At 50.4% G+C, this 18,057-nt stretch carries 13 protein-coding genes; 7 read left to right on the top strand and 6 right to left on the bottom strand.

Features of this window, described 5'->3' with window-relative positions; translation table 11 throughout:
* Positions 1–69 precede the first annotated feature (69 nt).
* On the bottom strand, positions 70–294 hold the full coding sequence (cspD, locus tag GC128_RS01040; RefSeq protein ID WP_151992731.1) for a cold shock-like protein CspD: 225 nt from the start codon (positions 292–294) through the stop codon (positions 70–72).
* Positions 295–617: 323 nt separating this feature from the next.
* Between cspD and clpS the strand changes: the two genes are divergently transcribed.
* Positions 618–938 carry an ATP-dependent Clp protease adapter ClpS gene (clpS, locus tag GC128_RS01035; RefSeq protein WP_034456405.1) on the top strand — a complete coding sequence of 107 codons (321 nt, stop codon included), beginning with the start codon at positions 618–620 and terminating at the stop codon, positions 936–938.
* 27 nt (positions 939–965) lie between these two features.
* Positions 966–3,239 (top strand): ATP-dependent Clp protease ATP-binding subunit ClpA, encoded by a 2,274-nt coding sequence (gene clpA, locus GC128_RS01030; RefSeq protein ID WP_151992730.1) that lies wholly within the window; start codon positions 966–968, stop codon positions 3,237–3,239.
* A gap of 105 nt (positions 3,240–3,344) precedes the next feature.
* Here clpA and infA read toward each other — a convergent pair whose 3' ends face one another.
* From infA to trxB, 5 genes are all read right to left on the bottom strand, one after another.
* Complete coding sequence (gene infA, locus GC128_RS01025; RefSeq protein WP_002211347.1) at positions 3,345–3,563, bottom strand: translation initiation factor IF-1; 219 nt, start codon at positions 3,561–3,563, stop codon at positions 3,345–3,347.
* A 291-nt stretch (positions 3,564–3,854) separates the two neighbouring features.
* Positions 3,855–4,547, bottom strand: coding sequence for a leucyl/phenylalanyl-tRNA--protein transferase (gene aat, locus GC128_RS01020; RefSeq protein ID WP_151992729.1), 693 nt, complete (start codon positions 4,545–4,547; stop codon positions 3,855–3,857).
* Between the two features lie 202 nt (positions 4,548–4,749).
* Positions 4,750–6,471 (bottom strand): heme ABC transporter ATP-binding protein/permease CydC, encoded by a 1,722-nt coding sequence (gene cydC, locus GC128_RS01015; RefSeq protein WP_151992728.1) that lies wholly within the window; start codon positions 6,469–6,471, stop codon positions 4,750–4,752.
* Positions 6,471–8,237: a heme ABC transporter permease/ATP-binding protein CydD gene (gene cydD, locus GC128_RS01010; protein ID WP_151992727.1), complete on the bottom strand. Its 1,767-nt coding sequence runs from the start codon at positions 8,235–8,237 to the stop codon at positions 6,471–6,473. Before cydD ends, cydC begins: the two co-directional genes overlap by 1 nt.
* Positions 8,238–8,367: 130 nt before the next feature.
* Positions 8,368–9,336 (bottom strand): thioredoxin-disulfide reductase, encoded by a 969-nt coding sequence (gene trxB / locus GC128_RS01005; RefSeq protein WP_064517474.1) that lies wholly within the window; start codon positions 9,334–9,336, stop codon positions 8,368–8,370.
* Between the two features lie 502 nt (positions 9,337–9,838).
* On the opposite strand from trxB, the gene lrp reads away from it, so the two are divergent.
* The 5 genes from lrp (at position 9,839) to serS (ending at position 17,753) form a co-directional block, all read left to right on the top strand.
* Positions 9,839–10,333: a leucine-responsive transcriptional regulator Lrp gene (lrp, locus tag GC128_RS01000; protein WP_000228469.1), complete on the top strand. Its 495-nt coding sequence runs from the start codon at positions 9,839–9,841 to the stop codon at positions 10,331–10,333.
* A gap of 121 nt (positions 10,334–10,454) precedes the next feature.
* Entirely contained in the window at positions 10,455–14,240 is a 3,786-nt protein-coding gene (locus GC128_RS00995; RefSeq protein ID WP_151992726.1) for a DNA translocase FtsK 4TM domain-containing protein, read from the top strand.
* 163 nt (positions 14,241–14,403) lie between these two features.
* Positions 14,404–15,015: an outer membrane lipoprotein chaperone LolA gene (gene lolA, locus GC128_RS00990; protein ID WP_151992725.1), complete on the top strand. Its 612-nt coding sequence runs from the start codon at positions 14,404–14,406 to the stop codon at positions 15,013–15,015.
* An 8-nt stretch (positions 15,016–15,023) separates the two neighbouring features.
* Complete coding sequence (locus GC128_RS00985) at positions 15,024–16,367, top strand: replication-associated recombination protein A (RefSeq protein ID WP_151992724.1); 1,344 nt, start codon at positions 15,024–15,026, stop codon at positions 16,365–16,367.
* Between the two features lie 93 nt (positions 16,368–16,460).
* Positions 16,461–17,753 (top strand): serine--tRNA ligase, encoded by a 1,293-nt coding sequence (serS, locus tag GC128_RS00980; protein ID WP_151992723.1) that lies wholly within the window; start codon positions 16,461–16,463, stop codon positions 17,751–17,753.
* The last annotated feature ends 304 nt before the right edge of the window (positions 17,754–18,057 follow it).

Raw genomic sequence — 18,057 nt, 5'->3', positions numbered from 1 at the left:
ACCCGAAATAAAAATGCCAGCTTGCGGGCTGGCATTTTGACTGGGGGATGTACACAATGAAACAAAAGGTCAGGCGACCGCAGCTTCGAGTTCCAGAGGTACAATCAAGCTAGCGTGATTGCCTTTTGGCCCCTGATGTACATCAAACCTGACTGTTTGCCCGGCTTTAAGCGTTCTGTAACCATCCATCTTAATGGTGGAGTAATGAGCGAAGATATCTTCGCCACCGCCTTCAGGGCAGATAAAACCAAACCCTTTGGCGTTATTGAACCATTTAACTGTACCCGTTTCCATGCTTCTACATCCTTCGAAAATCTTATAAGTGAGATGGAATGAACCGGTGGGTGAGGGCGGGCTGTTCAAAACCTCGCCAACTCACGCTTGTACAATGTAGATAATTTAACCATGTCGTCAAGCGTTGCACGGGGGGGACCGATTGAAAATGAATCAAAAATTTGAAGCAGTTAACGCTATTGTGATTAATGTGACAGAGCTCTCTATAGCTAAAAGTTGTCACGTTTGAACTCAATGAGTCACGTTAACTGAAAGCGTATTACACTCAACCTATGGGCTTCGCCTTAATGATAACGGGCGATTTAACATGATGACGATTTGCAATGGGTAAGACGAACGATTGGTTGGATTTCGACCAACTGGTGGGTGATAAATTGCGCGAAGCGCTAAAACCACCGTCGATGTATAAAGTAATGTTAATGAACGATGACTACACGCCGATGGAATTTGTTATTGACGTGCTGCAAAAGTTCTTTTCTTATGATGTAGAACGTGCGACGCAATTGATGCTCACTGTGCACTATCAGGGTAAAGCTATCTGTGGCATTTTTACTGCAGAAGTAGCGGAAACCAAAGTCGCGTTAGTGAACCAGTATGCAAGGGAGCATGAGCATCCGCTGCTGTGTACGCTAGAAAAAGCCTGAAGAAGGCAAAATTTGGGGGAGGTGCCTATGCTCAATCAAGAACTGGAACTCAGTTTAAACATGGCTTTCGCCAGAGCGCGCGAGCACCGACATGAGTTTATGACTGTCGAGCATCTGTTACTGGCTTTGCTCAGTAACCCATCGGCTCGTGAAGCGCTGGAAGCGTGTAGCGTAGATCTGGTGGCGCTGCGACAGGAACTCGAGGCCTTCATCGAACAAACCACACCGGTTCTGCCAGCCAGTGAAGAAGAGCGTGACACTCAACCTACGCTCAGCTTCCAGCGCGTGCTGCAACGTGCGGTGTTCCACGTCCAGTCTTCTGGTCGCAGTGAAGTCACAGGCGCAAACGTGCTGGTGGCTATCTTTAGCGAGCAGGAATCCCAGGCAGCGTACCTGCTGCGTAAACATGAAGTCAGCCGCCTTGATGTGGTGAACTTTATCTCTCACGGTACACGTAAAGACGAACCTAATCAGGCACCCGGTGCAGAAAATCCGGTCAATGAAGAGCAAGCAGGCGGGGAGGAACGTATGGAAAACTTCACCACCAATCTCAACCAGCTTGCACGTGTGGGAGGGATCGATCCGCTGATTGGCCGCGAGAAAGAGCTTGAGCGTGCCATTCAGGTTCTGTGCCGTCGCCGTAAAAACAACCCGCTTTTAGTGGGTGAATCGGGTGTCGGTAAAACCGCCATTGCCGAAGGGCTTGCCTGGCGTATTGTGCAGGGCGACGTTCCGGAAGTGATTGCCGATTGCACCATTTACTCGCTGGATATCGGTTCGCTGCTGGCGGGCACGAAATACCGTGGTGACTTTGAAAAACGTTTCAAAGCGCTGCTTAAACAGCTTGAGCAGGATCAGAACAGCATCCTGTTTATTGATGAAATTCATACCATCATCGGTGCGGGCGCTGCATCGGGTGGGCAAGTTGATGCCGCAAACCTGATTAAGCCGCTGCTCTCAAGTGGCAAGATTCGTGTTATCGGTTCAACCACTTACCAGGAATTCAGCAATATCTTTGAGAAAGACCGTGCTTTGGCGCGTCGCTTCCAGAAAATTGATATTACTGAGCCAAGCGTTGAAGAAACCGTTCAGATTATTAACGGCCTGAAACCGAAGTACGAAGCGCACCACGACGTGCGTTACACCGCGAAAGCGATTCGTGCAGCGGTGGAGTTGGCGGTGAAATATATCAACGATCGCCACTTGCCAGATAAAGCCATTGACGTTATCGACGAAGCGGGTGCTCGTAGCCGCCTGATGCCGGTGAGCAAGCGTAAGAAAACGGTCAATGTCTCTGACATCGAAACCGTGGTTGCGCGTATTGCGCGTATCCCGGAGAAAAGTGTTTCAGCAAGCGACCGCGATACGCTTCGCAGCCTTGATGATCGCCTGAAAATGCTGGTGTTTGGCCAGGATAAAGCCATTGAGGCGTTAACCGAAGCCATCAAAATGAGCCGTGCCGGTTTAGGGCATGATCATAAGCCGGTGGGTTCATTCCTGTTTGCCGGCCCTACGGGCGTGGGTAAAACAGAAGTCACTGTTCAATTGGCGAAATCACTGGGTATTGAGCTGTTGCGCTTCGATATGTCGGAATACATGGAACGCCACACGGTGAGCCGTTTGATTGGCGCACCTCCAGGATACGTTGGTTTCGACCAGGGAGGCCTGTTGACGGATGCGGTCATTAAACATCCTCACTCCGTGCTGCTGCTTGATGAAATCGAAAAGGCGCACCCGGATGTCTTTAACTTGTTATTGCAGGTGATGGATAACGGTACGTTGACCGATAATAATGGGCGCAAAGCTGATTTCCGTAACGTAATTCTGGTGATGACCACCAACGCCGGTGTGCGTGAAACTGAGCGTAAGTCTATTGGCCTGATTCGTCAGGACAACAGCACCGATGCCATGGAAGAGATCAAGAAGATCTTTACTCCAGAATTCCGCAACCGTCTGGACAACATTATTTGGTTCAACCATCTGTCTACAGATGTGATTCATCAGGTTGTCGACAAGTTTATCGTCGAACTCCAGGTGCAGCTGGATCAGAAAGGTGTGTCTCTGGAAGTGAGCCAGGAAGCCCGCGATTGGCTGGCAGAAAAAGGCTATGACCGTGCAATGGGCGCTCGTCCAATGACACGTGTTATTCAGGACAACCTGAAAAAACCACTCGCTAACGAACTGTTATTTGGTTCACTGGTGGATGGGGGACAGGTGACGGTAGCGCTGGATAAAGATAATCAGAAACTGATTTATAATTTCCATAGTGCGCAGAAGCATAAACCGGAAACGGCGCACTAATTAATAATTAGTGCCGTAATAAAAAAAGGCCAGGTCAATGACCTGGCCTTTCTATTATTAAATTGTTCACGCCGCCTGTTTACCACGCAGCGCTAAATAAAACTATCAGCGACTACGGAAGACAATGCGGCCTTTGCTCAGGTCGTACGGGGTCAGCTCTACAGTGACTTTGTCACCCGTCAGGATGCGGATATAGTTTTTACGCATTTTACCGGAGATATGAGCGGTTACCACGTGCCCGTTTTCCAGCTCAACGCGGAACATGGTGTTAGGTAACGTATCAAGTACGGTACCCTGCATTTCAATATTGTCTTCTTTGGCCATCTAATCCTCGAGGGTATCACTACCATAGTTTTGAACCGGCAAGATAATGCCCAAGTTCACGTATCATGTAAAGAATTGTTGGTGAAATCACCAGCGAAAGTGCAATTTGCGCATTACCCAAAACCCAACCAAAAGCTGCACTATTGGCGCTTATGATGAGGGCTGCGAAGAGATAAACGATGGGCTGTCCCTGTTAAAGCTAATCCCAAACGGCGGCGGGGTAATGAGCAGAGCTCACTCTGCGGGGCTAATTATAACACTCTTAACAGTAATGTGCCGTAAACATTATCGCTACGACAGGATTTGTGGCACCCAACAATAAGATGCCAGATGTTGTGGACGAAATATGGACAGATGTTCAAGATACTCACGGCGAGGAATTTCAGTTGCTCCTAGCGATGCGGTATGGGCATTAAGTACCTGGCAATCTATTAGCTTGCCGCCATAACTGAGAAAGTGTTGGCAGAACACCAGTAGTGCTGTTTTGGAGGCGTTTTCCCGGCGACTGAACATTGACTCTCCACAAAATAGAGAGCCTTGCGCCACACCATATACTCCACCCACTAATTCTTTATCTTCCCAGACTTCTATCGAATGAGCATGGCCCAATTCATGGAGCCGTTTATAGGCGTCGATGATTTCAGGTGTAATCCAGGTCCCTTCGTCACGATCGTCCGCACACTCGGCAATGACACGCTCGAAAGCGTGGTTCAGCGTCACACGGTACGGGGAGTTGCGGTGGAAACGCTTCATGCTGCGGCTCAGGTGAAACTGATCCGGGAAAAGCACCGCGCGCGGGTCTGGCGACCACCATAAAATAGGATCGCCGGGTGAAAACCATGGAAAGATGCCGCGCTGGTAAGCCATCAGCAAACGAGCCGGGCTTAAATCGCCCCCGAGCGCCAGTAACCCATTAGGTTCACGCAACGCGCCTTCCGGTGAAGGAAAGGCGATTGAGTCACGGGAAAGCTGAATAAGGCGCATGACGTCACGGCTCCGGGGCTAACTATAATTATTGATAATAGACTAAGTGCTCATCCCATTAGGGCTATTTAATTTGCCATTTTGAACCTGGGCAGTGCTCAGAATCCTCACGTACTTCATGTACGTTCCGGTTCCTGCACGCTGTCCGTGTTCAAACTGACTGTAACAATAACGCCTACTGGGATGGCACTCATTACACAGTCTACAAACGCTGATGGAAATGATAATAACGCCCACCGCTGGCCATCAAATCCGGGTGATTACCTTGCTCAATAATTTGCCCGTTGTCCATCACAATTATGCTGTCGAAATTGGCCAGCCCGCGCAGGCGATGCGTAACCATCAGCACCGTTTTTTCTTTAGTCACTTCAGTCAGCAAATCAAGTATCTGGCGTTCAGTTTCCGCATCTAAACCTTCGGTCGGTTCGTCGAGTAAAAACAGCGGGGCATCATGCAGCAAGGCACGGGCAATCGCCAGACGGCGCAATTCGCCGCCTGATAACTGCCTGCCACCTTCGCCAAGCCAACTATTAAGGCCAGCGTCTTCTAACAACTTCTCAAGACCTACGCGCGTCAGTACACGACTCAGTTGTTCATCGCTTGCCTGGGGGGCTGCGAGCAAAAGGTTGTCGCGCAGCGTGGCACTAAACAGATGGACGCGCTGAGACACGACACTCGTAGCCGCACGCAAAGCCGTTTCATCAAACTGGCTTAACGCTTCGCCATTAAGATTGATCTCACCTTGTTGCGGTTCCCAAGCCCGGGTAAGCAACTGAAGCAGCGTTGATTTACCACAGCCTGTACGCCCGAGAATCGCGACATGTTGCCCAGCCTCGATTCTGAGAGAAATGTCCCGTAACGCCATTTGAGACTGTTCAGGATAGGCAAAGCTAAGGTTGTTAATATCCAAAGCTACCCTTTCAGGGATGGAGTGAGGTTGTTCGGTGAAAACGACTTCTGGTTTTTGACTGGTGATTTCAGTTACGCGTAATGCTGATGCGATAACCTGACCTAAATGTTGAAACGCTCCGGTCACCGGAGCCAGTGCCTCAAAGGAGGCCAGGGCACAGAACACAAACAACGCAATAAGCGCACCAGGTGTTGTATTTCCACCTACACCAGCCGCAGCCATCCACAGCATCAATATGACGGCAACACCGCTGATAAGCAGCATAACGGCTTGTGAAAGAGCTGTAAGCTCCGCCTGGCGGCGCTGTGCTTCTTGCCAACTGTCTTCAGTCGCTTCGAGTTGCTGGCGATAACGCTGGGTAGCACCAAAAATGGTTAATTCTGCGTGGCCCTGTAGCCAGGCTGTGAGTTGCTGGCGGTATTGTCCACGCTGGACGGTAATCGCCTCACCGGTTGATATTCCCGCGTAATAAAATAAGGGCGGTAATATGAGTAATGTCGCCAGCAAAACACCGCCGAGCGTTAGAGCTAACTGCATATCGAGGAAGCTCAAACCGAACGTGACAACGGCAATGACGACAAATGCACCGACCATCGGCGAAATCACGCGCAGGTAAAGATGATCAAGGGTGTCGACATCCGCAACCAGGCGATTCAGTAATTCACCCTGGCGGAAACGAGCAAGCCCAGCAGGGGAGAGCGGAAGCAGTTTGCTAAAAGTGGAAACGCGCAGATGCTGAAGCACGCGGAAAGTCGCATCGTGGCTGACTAAGCGTTCAAAATAGCGCCCTGCGGTACGCGTAATTGCGCCACCACGCACACCAGCGGCAGGCAACATATAGTTAAAACTATAAATACCTGCCACGCCGACCACAGCCGATGCGGAGAGGAACCAGCCAGAAAGCGTGAGCAGCCCAATGCTTGCCAGCAGTGTGATAATCGCCAGCACCACGCCAAGTGTCAGTAGCCATTTATGACGGCAATAAAGCGCCAGATAGGGCAGTAAAGCGCGCATTAAATCTCCTCCTGGCGATGAGCCAGTAACGTAGCAAACGGACCTTCCTGAGAGGCAAGCGTTGCGTAATTCCCTTGTTGCACGATACGACCCTCACGCATCACCCACACCTCATCCCAGTCGCTGATGTAGTCCAATTGGTGCGTTACCATTAACGTCGTTTGTTGGCGGGAAGCATCGCTCAAAGCATCCATCACTCGCTGCTCGCTGTGAGCGTCCAGGCTTGCGGCTGGTTCATCCAGCAGTAACAATCCGCATGGCATCAGCAAGGCTCGTGCTACGGCAACACGTTGTGCCTGGCCGACCGATAAGCGCGCTGCGGCTTCGCCAAGCGGTGTATCAATACCTTGCGGTAACAACGGCAGGAATTCGCTAACAGAGGCTTTTTCCAGTGCGGTAGCTAATTGTTCAGAGCTCGCATCGGGAGCACTCAATAGCACGTTTTCACGGATGGTTGGAGCCGGAAGTTGTGGGTTTTGCCCAACCCAACTAAGTTGTTCGCGCCACCATTTAGGGTCAAGCTCTGAAAGCTCAATACCATTGATTAGCAAGTGCCCTTGATAAGGTAAAAAACCAGATAACACATTGAGTAGTGAGCTTTTACCGGCACCACTTTGCCCTACCAAAACGACGCGTTGGTTGGCTGAAAGGGTGAAATTCAGAGGCCCTGCGAGAACTTTTTCTTCGGTTGACAGGATAACTAAATCACGCGCTTCAATGCAGATTGGCTCGTTGCAATTAAATTGTGCACTGCCTTTTTTACGTTCCTGCAATGGCGTATCGAGGAATGTCATCAGACTATCAGCTGCACCCACGGCTTGTGCTTTAGCGTGATAGAAAGTGCCTAAGTCACGTAGCGGTTGGAAAAATTCAGGAGCAAGAATCAGGGCCAGGAAACCCGCAAACAGCGTCACGCCGGTGCTGTAATGGCCAAAGTTCAGCTCGCCCAGATAGGAGAAACCGAAGTAAACCGCAACCAACGCAATTGAAAGTGAGGCGAAGAATTCCAGCACGCCAGAGGAGAGGAACGCAAGGCGTAGTACTTCCATTGTCCGCTGGCGGAAATCCTGCGAAGCGACGCGGATATTCTCTGTTTCAGCGCTACCACGATTAAACAAGCGAAGTGTTTCCATACCACGTAGGCGGTCAAGGAAATGGCCGCTAAGGCGAGCCAGCGCCTGGAAGTTACGGCGGTTCGCATCTGCAGCCCCCATACCGACCATTGCCATAAACAGCGGGATAAGCGGTGCGGTGCAGAGCAAAATCAATGCAGCGACCCAGTTAGATGGGAAAATTACGATTAAAATCAGTACCGGAACCATCACCGCAAGTGACATTTGCGGCAGGTAACGGGCGTAATAATCATGCATATCTTCAATCTGTTCGAGAACCAGCGTTGCCCAACTGCCTACAGGTTTGCCCTGAATCCAGGCCGGGCCAGCTTGATGGATGCGATCGAGCACTTTACGGCGTATTTCCTGCCGAATGTGCAGCCCGGCATAAAAACCGACCTTTTCACGCAGCCATACGACCCAGGCTCGTAATACAAAAATCAGAATCAGGATAACGAACAGCAGAAGCAAAGCTTCACGCGGTATGTTTTCCATAATCATATGCTGCAACATCCTGGCTAAAATCCAGGCCTGAGCAACGATCAGCAGCCCACTGACCAAACCCAAAAAACGGGAAAGCCCCAGCCAGCGGCGCGAGATAATGCTTTGTGTTTTTAGCCAGCGGCTAAGTTCTTGTTGACGGGTTTTATTCATGGTTGCCAGTGCAGGTAAATGATGAATTATCAGGCAAAATTTGCGGGCAATGTTACAACGCAGGCAAAAGAAAGGCGACTTATTCAGTCGCCTTTACGTATCTTCAAACTGTCGCTATGGGTTACGAGAGTTACTTATTCTGTTCGGCGAGTCCGTCCAGGTAACGCTCAGCATCTAATGCAGCCATACATCCTGTGCCTGCAGAGGTAATTGCCTGGCGGTAGATATGGTCCATAACATCACCAGCGGCAAATACACCCGGGATGCTGGTTTGCGTGGCATTACCGTGGATACCGGACTGGACTTTGATGTAACCATTCTCCAACTCTAGCTGACCGTCAAAAATCCCCGTGTTCGGGCTGTGGCCGATAGCAACAAACAGACCCGCAACTTCTAGCTCTTCAGTCTGGTCAGTATTATGCGCATCGCGCAGACGCAAACCACTAACACCCATCTGATCGCCAGTTACTTCATCCAGCGTGCGGTTAGTGTGAAGTACGATATTGCCGTTCTTCACCTTATCCATCAGGCGATTAATCAGGATTTTCTCAGCGCGGAAGCTGTCACGGCGGTGAATCAGATGCACTTCAGAGGCAATGTTTGCCAGATAAAGCGCTTCTTCAACGGCGGTGTTACCACCGCCAATGACCGCAACTTTTTGATTGCGATAGAAGAAACCATCACAGGTAGCACAGGCAGAAACACCACGGCCTTTAAATGCCTCTTCTGAAGGCAGACCCAGGTAACGTGCTGAGGCGCCGGTTGCGATGATCAATGCATCACAGGTGTATTCACCGCTATCACCCGTTAGTCGGAATGGACGATTTTGAAGATCAACTTTAGAAATATGATCGAACAGAATTTCGGTTTCAAATTTGGTTGCGTGTTCGTGCATGCGCTCCATCAGAGCTGGGCCAGTCAGGTCATTTGGATCACCCGGCCAGTTCTCGACTTCGGTCGTAGTGGTCAACTGGCCACCTTTTTCCATTCCGGTAATCAGAACGGGTTTGAGGTTGGCGCGTGCCGCGTAGACTGCTGCGGTGTAGCCCGCAGGGCCGGAGCCAAGAATTAGCAATTTACTGTGTTTAGCGGTGCCCATGAGATCCTCATTGTTCGTTGGCAGACAATCGAGGGATTGTAGGGAATTTGGCGAGGTAAAAAAAGGGTGAAGCGGCGGTGTTAGGGCATTGTGTTAACTATATGTGTAATAGCTGTGTTCAATCAGACGTGTTGAGTGAATAGAAAATGCATAAAAATCCATCACAACAGGGTAATTAATCACGGCACTAAAGTGATGAATAATCGTCAAGTGGCCGGGATATATGGCACGTTCCACTAAATTTCGATGTTTTGCTTTGACAATCCGCTAAGCATTTGCGAAAACATTCGAGGAAGAAAAACATTTGGTATGAGAGCTGTAAAATAATCACGCATACCTGATGCAATTTTACCGGGTTATTGAAATCTACTCATGGCGTGGACAGACGCCATGAGTGATGTCGATGGCGGCCATTGGGCACCGGTCTTCTCACGTACACTCGGAACATTGACGTTGCCCGGGTTATGGCAGGTGAAGGAAGGAACACAGAGAGACAATAATAATGGTAGATAGTAAGAAGCGCCCTGGCAAAGATCTCGACCGCATCGATCGTAACATTCTAAACGAGCTGCAGAAGGATGGACGTATTTCCAACGTCGAGCTTTCGAAGCGAGTAGGGCTTTCACCGACTCCGTGCCTTGAGCGCGTGCGTCGCCTGGAACGACAGGGTTTCATTCAGGGCTACACAGCTCTGCTGAACCCGCATTATCTGGATGCATCACTTCTGGTTTTTGTTGAGATTACTCTGAATCGTGGCGCACCGGATGTGTTTGAGCAATTTAACGCCGCAGTTCAAAAACTTGAAGAAATTCAAGAGTGTCATTTGGTATCCGGCGATTTCGACTACTTGTTGAAAACCCGCGTGCCTGATATGTCAGCGTACCGCAAATTACTAGGCGAAACCTTGTTGCGACTGCCGGGTGTGAACGATACCCGTACCTATGTGGTCATGGAAGAGGTCAAACAGAGCAATCGTCTGGTTATTAAGACCCGTTAACACGGGCCAGGTGCAAAATCTGCGTATTTTGGTTACACTCCTGGTAATTCATACAGCAACAGTGCCGGGAATGCCCGGCACTGTTGCTCTCCATTGTTATTAAGGACCTGGAGAGTCTTACTTGAGCCAGGAATACACCGAAGAAAAAGAAGTTACATTGAGGAAACTCAGCAGCGGGCGTCGGGCATTAGAAGCCTTACTGCTCCTTGTTGCCATTTTTGCCGTCTATTTGATGGTAGCGCTGCTTAGTTTTAATCCTTCCGATCCCAGTTGGTCACAAACCGCATGGCATGAACCTATCCATAATTTAGGTGGGATGCCTGGCGCGTGGTTGGCCGATACACTGTTGTTTATTTTTGGCGTAATGGCCTACACCATCCCGGTTATCATTATCGGTGCGTGTTGGTTTACTTTCCGCAATCGGGATAACGAAGAGTTTATTGATTATTTTGCCGTTTCCTTACGCCTGATAGGTGTGTTGGCTATGGTTCTTACCGCCTGCGGCCTTGCTGCGATTAACGCCGATGATATTTGGTATTTTGCCTCTGGCGGGGTAATTGGTAGCTTGCTGAGCACTGCCATGATGCCATTGCTCAACAGCAGTGGCGGCACTATTGCGCTTTTGTGCGTGTGGGCAGCAGGGTTAACGTTGTTTACTGGTTGGTCTTGGGTCGGGATCGCTGAGAAAATTGGTAGCGCGACTTTAAGCGTGCTGACGTTTGCCAGCAACCGCACTCGTCGGGATAACACCTGGCAGGACGATGATTATGACGACGAAGAAGAACATGATGAAGAACACGCACCAGCAGTAGAAAAGCGTGAGTCTCGTCGTGCGCGTATTTTGCGTGGCGCATTGGCTCGCAAGCAGCGCATCTCAGAAAAATTCGCCAATCCAAATGCACGCAAAACAGATTCGGCGCTGTTTTCTGGCAAACGAATGGATGATGCCGAGGATGATGTTTTGTTCTCGCCAAACAGAGCCACTCAGCCTGAGGATGACGTATTGTTCTCTGGTAATAAAGCAACCATGCCGGAAAGCGATGAGTACGATCCGTTATTACATGGGCAATCTATCGTTGCGCCGGTCGCTGCCGCTATGGCGAACTCAGCATACGCCGCCCCGGTGATGCCAACAGCAACCGTGCCTCCTGTCGCCACGCCTGCGCCGGAAGTAGTAGAGACTCCTGCAATTGCCTGGGAACCAGCACCGACTACTGTGACGCCTGAGCCTGTGCTTGCGCCGACACCTGAAAGTTATCACGCACCTCGTGCCGCTGAACAATACAACCCTCAACAGGTGACCAGCTATTGGGCAGAGCCAGAAATAGTTCAGCCTGTTGTTGAACAAGTTGTTGTTGCACAAGCTCCAGTTCAGCCAATTTATTACGACCCCACCCCAGCGCAACCAATTGTTGAGCCTGAGCCTGTAGAAGAGGTAAAGCCAGCCGTTCGTCCGCCTATCTATCATTTTGAAGAAGTAGAAGCCAAACGTGCTCGTGAGCGTGAACAACTAGCGGCTTGGTATCAACCGGTTAGTGAGCCGAAACCCGATCCTTATGGGTATGACAGCTCCCCGGCATTTGCATCAACATCTGTACCGGATTCTTCACGCTTTGAAGCGCCAGCTATTCCTCAGGGCTTCTCTGGCGTTGTGCCTGAGGTTCCTGTCGTAGCGGCTCCCCCTGTTCCTCAAGGTGTCAAAGATGCGGCAAAAGCTGCCAGTGCTGTGGCTGCCTTTAGCCCGGTATTCAGCATTGCCAGTGATGCGCCACGTCCGCAGACAAAAGAGGGGATTGGCCCGCAGTTGCCACGCCCAAATCGTGTGCGTGTCCCGACTCGCCGTGAACTTGCTTCCTATGGGATCAAGTTGCCGTCTCAGCGTATGGCTGAAGAAGAAGCGCGTCGCCAGAATGGTATGGATATTGAAAACGACTATGCTGACGATGCCGAAGAAATGGAACAGCATGAACTTGCTCGTCAGTTCGCAGCTCAACAGCAGCAGCGTTATGGCGAAGAGTATGAAGACAACTCTTTGCAGCAGGATGCGGATGAGGCCGAGCAGGCAGAATTGGCGCGTCAGTTTGCTGCCCAGCAGCAACAGCGTTATTCAGCACCCCAGCAGCAACCTAACCAACAACAGCCAAACAATGTACCGTTCTCACTGGATGATTTTGATTTCTCGCCAATGAAAACGTTAGTGAACGATGGACCTGGTGAGCCAATGTTTACGCCTAGTCACATTGAAGAAGCTGCGCCTGTTCAGCAGCCACAAAGCTGGCAGCCTGCACCGCCGCAGCAACACAATGTGCAACAGTCGCCAGCACCTTCTGCACCTGTAGCGGCGCCACAGGCGCAGATTCATGAAAGTTTGATCCATCCTTTCCTGATGCGTAATGGTGACGATCGCCCATTGCAGCGCCCAACCACGCCGCTGCCATCTCTGGATTTGCTGACTTCACCACCTGCGGAAGTTGAGCCGGTAGATACCTTTGCACTTGAGCAAATGGCGCGTCTGGTTGAAGCTCGTCTTGCGGATTATCGTATTAAAGCCGATGTGGTGGATTACTCCCCAGGTCCGGTAATCACGCGCTTTGAGCTTGATTTAGCGCCGGGAGTTAAAGCTGCGCGTATTTCTAACTTGTCGCGTGACCTTGCTCGTTCATTGTCCACTGTTGCGGTTCGTGTCGTTGAAGTTATTCCGGGCAAACCTTACGTTGGCCTCGAATTACCGAACAAAAAACGCCAGACCGTTTACCTGCGCGAAGTGTTGGATTGTGCCAAGTTCCGTGAAAGTGCTTCGCCGTTAACGGTTGTCTTAGGTAAAGACATCGGCGGCGAACCGGTGATTGCCGATCTGGCGAAAATGCCACACTTGCTGGTCGCGGGTACAACCGGCTCCGGTAAGTCAGTCGGCGTAAACGCGATGATCCTCAGCATGTTGTATAAAGCGACGCCTGAAGAAGTGCGCTTTATCATGATCGACCCGAAAATGCTCGAGTTGTCAGTGTATGAAGGCATTCCACATCTGTTAACTGAAGTCGTAACAGATATGAAAGATGCGGCCAATGCATTGCGCTGGAGCGTTAACGAAATGGAACGCCGCTACAAATTGATGTCAGCTTTAGGCGTGCGAAATCTGGCGGGTTATAACGAACGCGTGCTGGAAGCTGAACGTATGGGCCGTCCGATTCCAGACCCATTCTGGAAGCCGGGCGACAGCATGGAAACTGCTCATCCAATGCTTGAAAAACTGCCGTATATCGTGGTGCTGGTGGACGAATTTGCTGACCTGATGATGACGGTGGGTAAAAAAGTTGAAGAGTTGATTGCTCGCCTGGCGCAGAAAGCGCGTGCTGCGGGTATTCACTTAGTGCTGGCAACCCAGCGTCCATCGGTAGACGTGATTACCGGCTTGATTAAAGCCAACATTCCTACGCGTGTAGCGTTTACGGTGTCGAGTAAGATTGACTCCCGTACCATTCTTGACCAGGCCGGTGCTGAGTCACTACTGGGGATGGGCGATATGCTCTATTCCGGGCCAAACTCTACGCTGCCAGTGCGTGTGCATGGTGCGTTTGTTCGTGACCAGGAAGTGCATGCAGTTGTTCAGGACTGGAAGGCGCGTGGCCGCCCACAATATATCACCGGTATTACTTCAGATACCGAAAGTGAAGGCGGTGCAGGAGGCGGTCTTGACGGTGATGAAGAACTCGACCCGTTATTTGATCAGGCTGTCGCGTTTGTGGTTGAAAAACGTAAAGCGTCGATTTCCGGCGTTCAGCGTCAGTTCCGCATCGGCTATAACCGTGCAGCCCGAATTGTAGAGCAGATGGAAGCGCAGGGTATCGTGAGTCCGCAAGGGCATAATGGTAACCGCGAAGTGCTTGCGCCACCGCCATTTGAGTAACCCTGTGCAAAAGAGTCATGGTTGAGGCTCTTTTGCAAAGAAGGGTAAATTACCGGAAAATCAGCTTATTCTTCTGTTGCTACAGAATAGCTCTCGACTAGAGTGGGCAGCAGAAATGCCACAGTGTATTCGTTTTGTGGTGCGTGAATTTAAAGGGATCATAATGAAAAAAATCGTTATTACTTGTGCTTTGTTGACCGCTCTTACCGCAACCGCTGCCTGGGCTGATGCCGCAGGTGACCTGAAAACGCGTCTGGATAAGGTCAGCAGCTTCCACGCCAGTTTCACGCAGAAAGTGACCGACGGTAGTGGCGCGGCTGTTCAAGAGGGTCAGGGGGACTTGTGGGTTAAACGCCCAAATCTTTTCAACTGGCACATGACTCAACCGGATGAAAGTATTCTGGTCTCTGATGGTAAAACATTGTGGTTCTACAACCCGTTTGTTGAACAAGTGAGTGCAACCTGGCTGAAGGATGCCACCGGTAATACACCGTTCATGTTGATTGCGCGTAACCAGAGCAGTGACTGGCAGCAATACAACATTAAACAAAGCGGTGATGATTTTGTACTGACGCCAAAAACCAGTGCAGGTAATCTCAAGCAATTCACTATTAATGTCGGAAGCGACGGTACTATCCATCAGTTCAGTGCGATTGAGCAAGACGATCAACGCAGCAGCTATGCGCTGAAAACTCAGCAAAATGGTGCGGTGGATATGAGCAAGTTTACGTTTACCCCGCCTAAAGGCGTGACGGTGGACGATCAACGTAAGTAGGGGTATCAGTGAGCAACCTGTCGCTCGATTTTTCTGAGAATACCTTCAAACCTCTGGCTGCGCGTATGCGGCCAGAGAACCTCGCGCAATACATCGGCCAACAACATCTGCTAGCACCTGGTAAACCGCTTCCTAAAGCAATCGAAGCGGGTCATCTCCATTCGATGATTTTATGGGGACCACCAGGTACGGGCAAAACCACACTTGCTGAAGTGATTGCTCACTATGCTGACGCCGATGTAGAACGCATTTCGGCTGTCACTTCAGGTGTCAAAGAAATCCGCGAAGCCATAGAACGTGCGCGCCAGAATCGCAACGCCGGGCGGCGAACGATTCTGTTTGTCGACGAAGTCCATCGCTTCAACAAAAGCCAGCAAGATGCTTTTTTGCCACACATTGAAGACGGCACGATTACGTTTATCGGCGCAACCACTGAAAACCCCTCATTCGAGCTCAATTCTGCACTATTGTCGCGTGCTCGCGTTTACTTGCTTAAATCGCTGACCACGGAAGACATTGAAAAAGTTTTGAGCCAAGCGATGAGAGATGCCGCTCGTGGCTATGGCGGGCAAAACATTGTTCTGCCCGATGACACGCGTCTTGCTATTGCAGAACTTGTCAACGGCGATGCCCGGCGTGCATTAAACACGCTGGAAATGATGGCCGACATGGCCGAAGTCGATTCTAGTGGCAATCGCGTTTTGCAGATTGCTCTATTGACTGAAATCGCGGGCGAACGCAGCGCGCGTTTTGATAACAAAGGCGATCGTTTTTACGATCTGATTTCTGCATTGCACAAATCGGTTCGCGGTTCATCCCCTGACGCGGCTTTGTACTGGTACGCGCGCATTATCACGGCAGGCGGTGATCCTTTGTATGTGGCTCGTCGTTTGCTGGCGATTGCCTCAGAAGATGTAGGTAATGCTGACCCTCGTGGCATGCAGGTTGCTATCTCTGCGTGGGACTGCTTTACCCGTGTCGGCCCAGCGGAAGGGGAACGCGCCATCGCTCAGGCCATTGTTTACTTAGCCTGTGCACCTAAAAGTAATGCGGTTTACACAGCATTCAAATCAGCAATGGCGGATGCTCGTGAGCGTCCGGATTATGACGTTCCGGTTCACTTACGTAATGCCCCAACCAAGCTGATGAAAGAAATGGGTTATGGCCAGGAGTATCGTTATGCTCACGACGAGCCTAACGCCTATGCTTCCGGCGAAGTCTACTTTCCGCAGGAAATGGCACAAACACGCTATTATCAGCCGACAAACAGAGGTCTTGAAGGCAAGATTGGTGAAAAGCTCGCCTGGCTTGCTGAACAGGATCAAAATAGCCCGACAAAACGCTACCGCTAAAGCAGACGTTGCGGTAAGGTTAGGAAAACTATCACTGTGGTTGCAGTCTGTGGCCGCATCCCCTTCATTTAATTCGATAAGCACAGGATAAGCATGCTCGATCCCAATCTACTGCGTACAGAGCCAGACGCAGTCGCTGAAAAACTGGCACGCCGAGGCTTCAAGCTGGATGTAGAAACGCTGCGCTCTTTAGAAGAGCGTCGTAAAGTATTGCAGGTAAAAACTGAAAATCTGCAGGCTGAACGTAACTCGCGATCGAAATCCATTGGCCAGGCGAAAGCGCGTGGAGAAGACATCGAGCCGTTGCGTTTGCAAGTCAACCAGTTGGGTGAAGAGCTGGATGCAGCGAAAAGTGAGCTTGATGTCCTGCTTGCAGAGATCCGCGACATTGCACTGACGTTGCCTAACATCCCGGACGATTGCGTGCCGATGGGTAAAGATGACAGCGAAAACGTTGAAATCTGCCGCTGGGGTGAGCCGCGTAAATTCGATTTTGAAGTACGTGACCACGTGACGCTGGGCGAAATGGCTAAAGGCCTGGATTTCGCATCTGCGGTTAAACTGACCGGTGCTCGTTTTGTTGTGATGCAAGGGCAAATTGCTCGTCTGCACCGCGCTCTGAGCCAGTTCATGCTTGACCTGCATACTGAGCAGCATGGTTATATTGAGAACTATGTTCCGTATCTGGTCAACCACGACACGCTTTACGGTACAGGCCAATTGCCGAAATTTTCCGGTGACTTGTTCCATACTCGTCCGCTGGAAGAAGAGGCTGATGCAAGCAACTACGCGTTGATCCCAACCGCAGAAGTGCCGTTGACCAACCTGGTGCGTGATGAAATTCTCGATGAAGATACTCTACCGCTGAAAATGACCGCACATACCCCATGCTTCCGTTCCGAGGCGGGTACGTATGGTCGTGATACCCGTGGCCTTATCCGTCAGCACCAGTTCGATAAAGTTGAGATGGTGCAGATTGTGCGTCCGGAAGACTCTATGGAAGCACTGGAAGTGTTGACCAGCCACGCTGAGAAAGTCCTGGAGTTATTGAACCTGCCGTACCGCAAAGTGTTGTTGTGTTCTGGAGATATGGGCTTTGGTGCAGTCAAAACTTACGATCTGGAAGTGTGGCTGCCTGGGCAGGATACTTACCGTGAAATCTCCTCTTGCTCCAACTGCGGGGATTTCCAGGCGCGTCGTTTACAGGCTCGCTGCCGCAGCAAAGCCGACAAGAAAACCCGTCTGGTGCATACACTGAACGGTTCTGGTCTGGCTGTAGGTCGTACACTGGTTGCTGTGCTGGAAAACTACCAGCAGGCTGATGGCCGTATCGAAGTTCCTGAAGTGCTGCGTCCTTACATGAAAGGGCTTGAGTTCATCGGCTAATGTATTAGTGCTATTTTATTCTTGAAAAGCGCCTGCGGGCGCTTTTTTTATGCCGTAAATATTCTCATTCCCATAGATAATCTGCCTTTATTGACACCAGACAATAACAAATACCCCTATATGGGTATTATCTTTCCCAGAAAGAGAGTGGTGATTATTAATACAATTCATTCGGCGTCCTTATCATTTGATAGTTTCAGATTACATGATGTAACTGGACTACCAATAGCGGCCCTGACATAGCCTAAAACACTCCTTTCTCTTTTGGGCTGAGCAATGGACACGCGTGCCGCAATTTAGTCAG

Origin of the sequence: Buttiauxella massiliensis, assembly GCF_902500225.1 — a bacterium.
In the GTDB taxonomy this organism is placed as follows: domain Bacteria; phylum Pseudomonadota; class Gammaproteobacteria; order Enterobacterales; family Enterobacteriaceae; genus Buttiauxella; species Buttiauxella massiliensis.
The sequence above is the reverse complement of the archived record's forward strand: the minus strand, read 5'-3'. Positions and strand labels throughout refer to the sequence as shown.

Excerpts from the sequence above, each read along its gene's own strand:
- cydC (WP_151992728.1), bottom strand. The coding sequence starts at position 6,471 with ATGCGCGCTTTACTGCCCTATCTGGCGCTTTATTGCCGTCATAAATGG.
- aat (WP_151992729.1), bottom strand. The coding sequence starts at position 4,547 with ATGCGCCTTATTCAGCTTTCCCGTGACTCAATCGCCTTTCCTTCACCG.
- infA (WP_002211347.1), bottom strand. The coding sequence starts at position 3,563 with ATGGCCAAAGAAGACAATATTGAAATGCAGGGTACCGTACTTGATACG.
- cydD (WP_151992727.1), bottom strand. The coding sequence starts at position 8,237 with ATGAATAAAACCCGTCAACAAGAACTTAGCCGCTGGCTAAAAACACAA.
- serS (WP_151992723.1), top strand. The coding sequence starts at position 16,461 with ATGCTCGATCCCAATCTACTGCGTACAGAGCCAGACGCAGTCGCTGAA.
- lrp (WP_000228469.1), top strand. The coding sequence starts at position 9,839 with ATGGTAGATAGTAAGAAGCGCCCTGGCAAAGATCTCGACCGCATCGAT.
- clpS (WP_034456405.1), top strand. The coding sequence starts at position 618 with ATGGGTAAGACGAACGATTGGTTGGATTTCGACCAACTGGTGGGTGAT.
- trxB (WP_064517474.1), bottom strand. The coding sequence starts at position 9,336 with ATGGGCACCGCTAAACACAGTAAATTGCTAATTCTTGGCTCCGGCCCT.
- clpA (WP_151992730.1), top strand. The coding sequence starts at position 966 with ATGCTCAATCAAGAACTGGAACTCAGTTTAAACATGGCTTTCGCCAGA.
- lolA (WP_151992725.1), top strand. The coding sequence starts at position 14,404 with ATGAAAAAAATCGTTATTACTTGTGCTTTGTTGACCGCTCTTACCGCA.
- cspD (WP_151992731.1), bottom strand. The coding sequence starts at position 294 with ATGGAAACGGGTACAGTTAAATGGTTCAATAACGCCAAAGGGTTTGGT.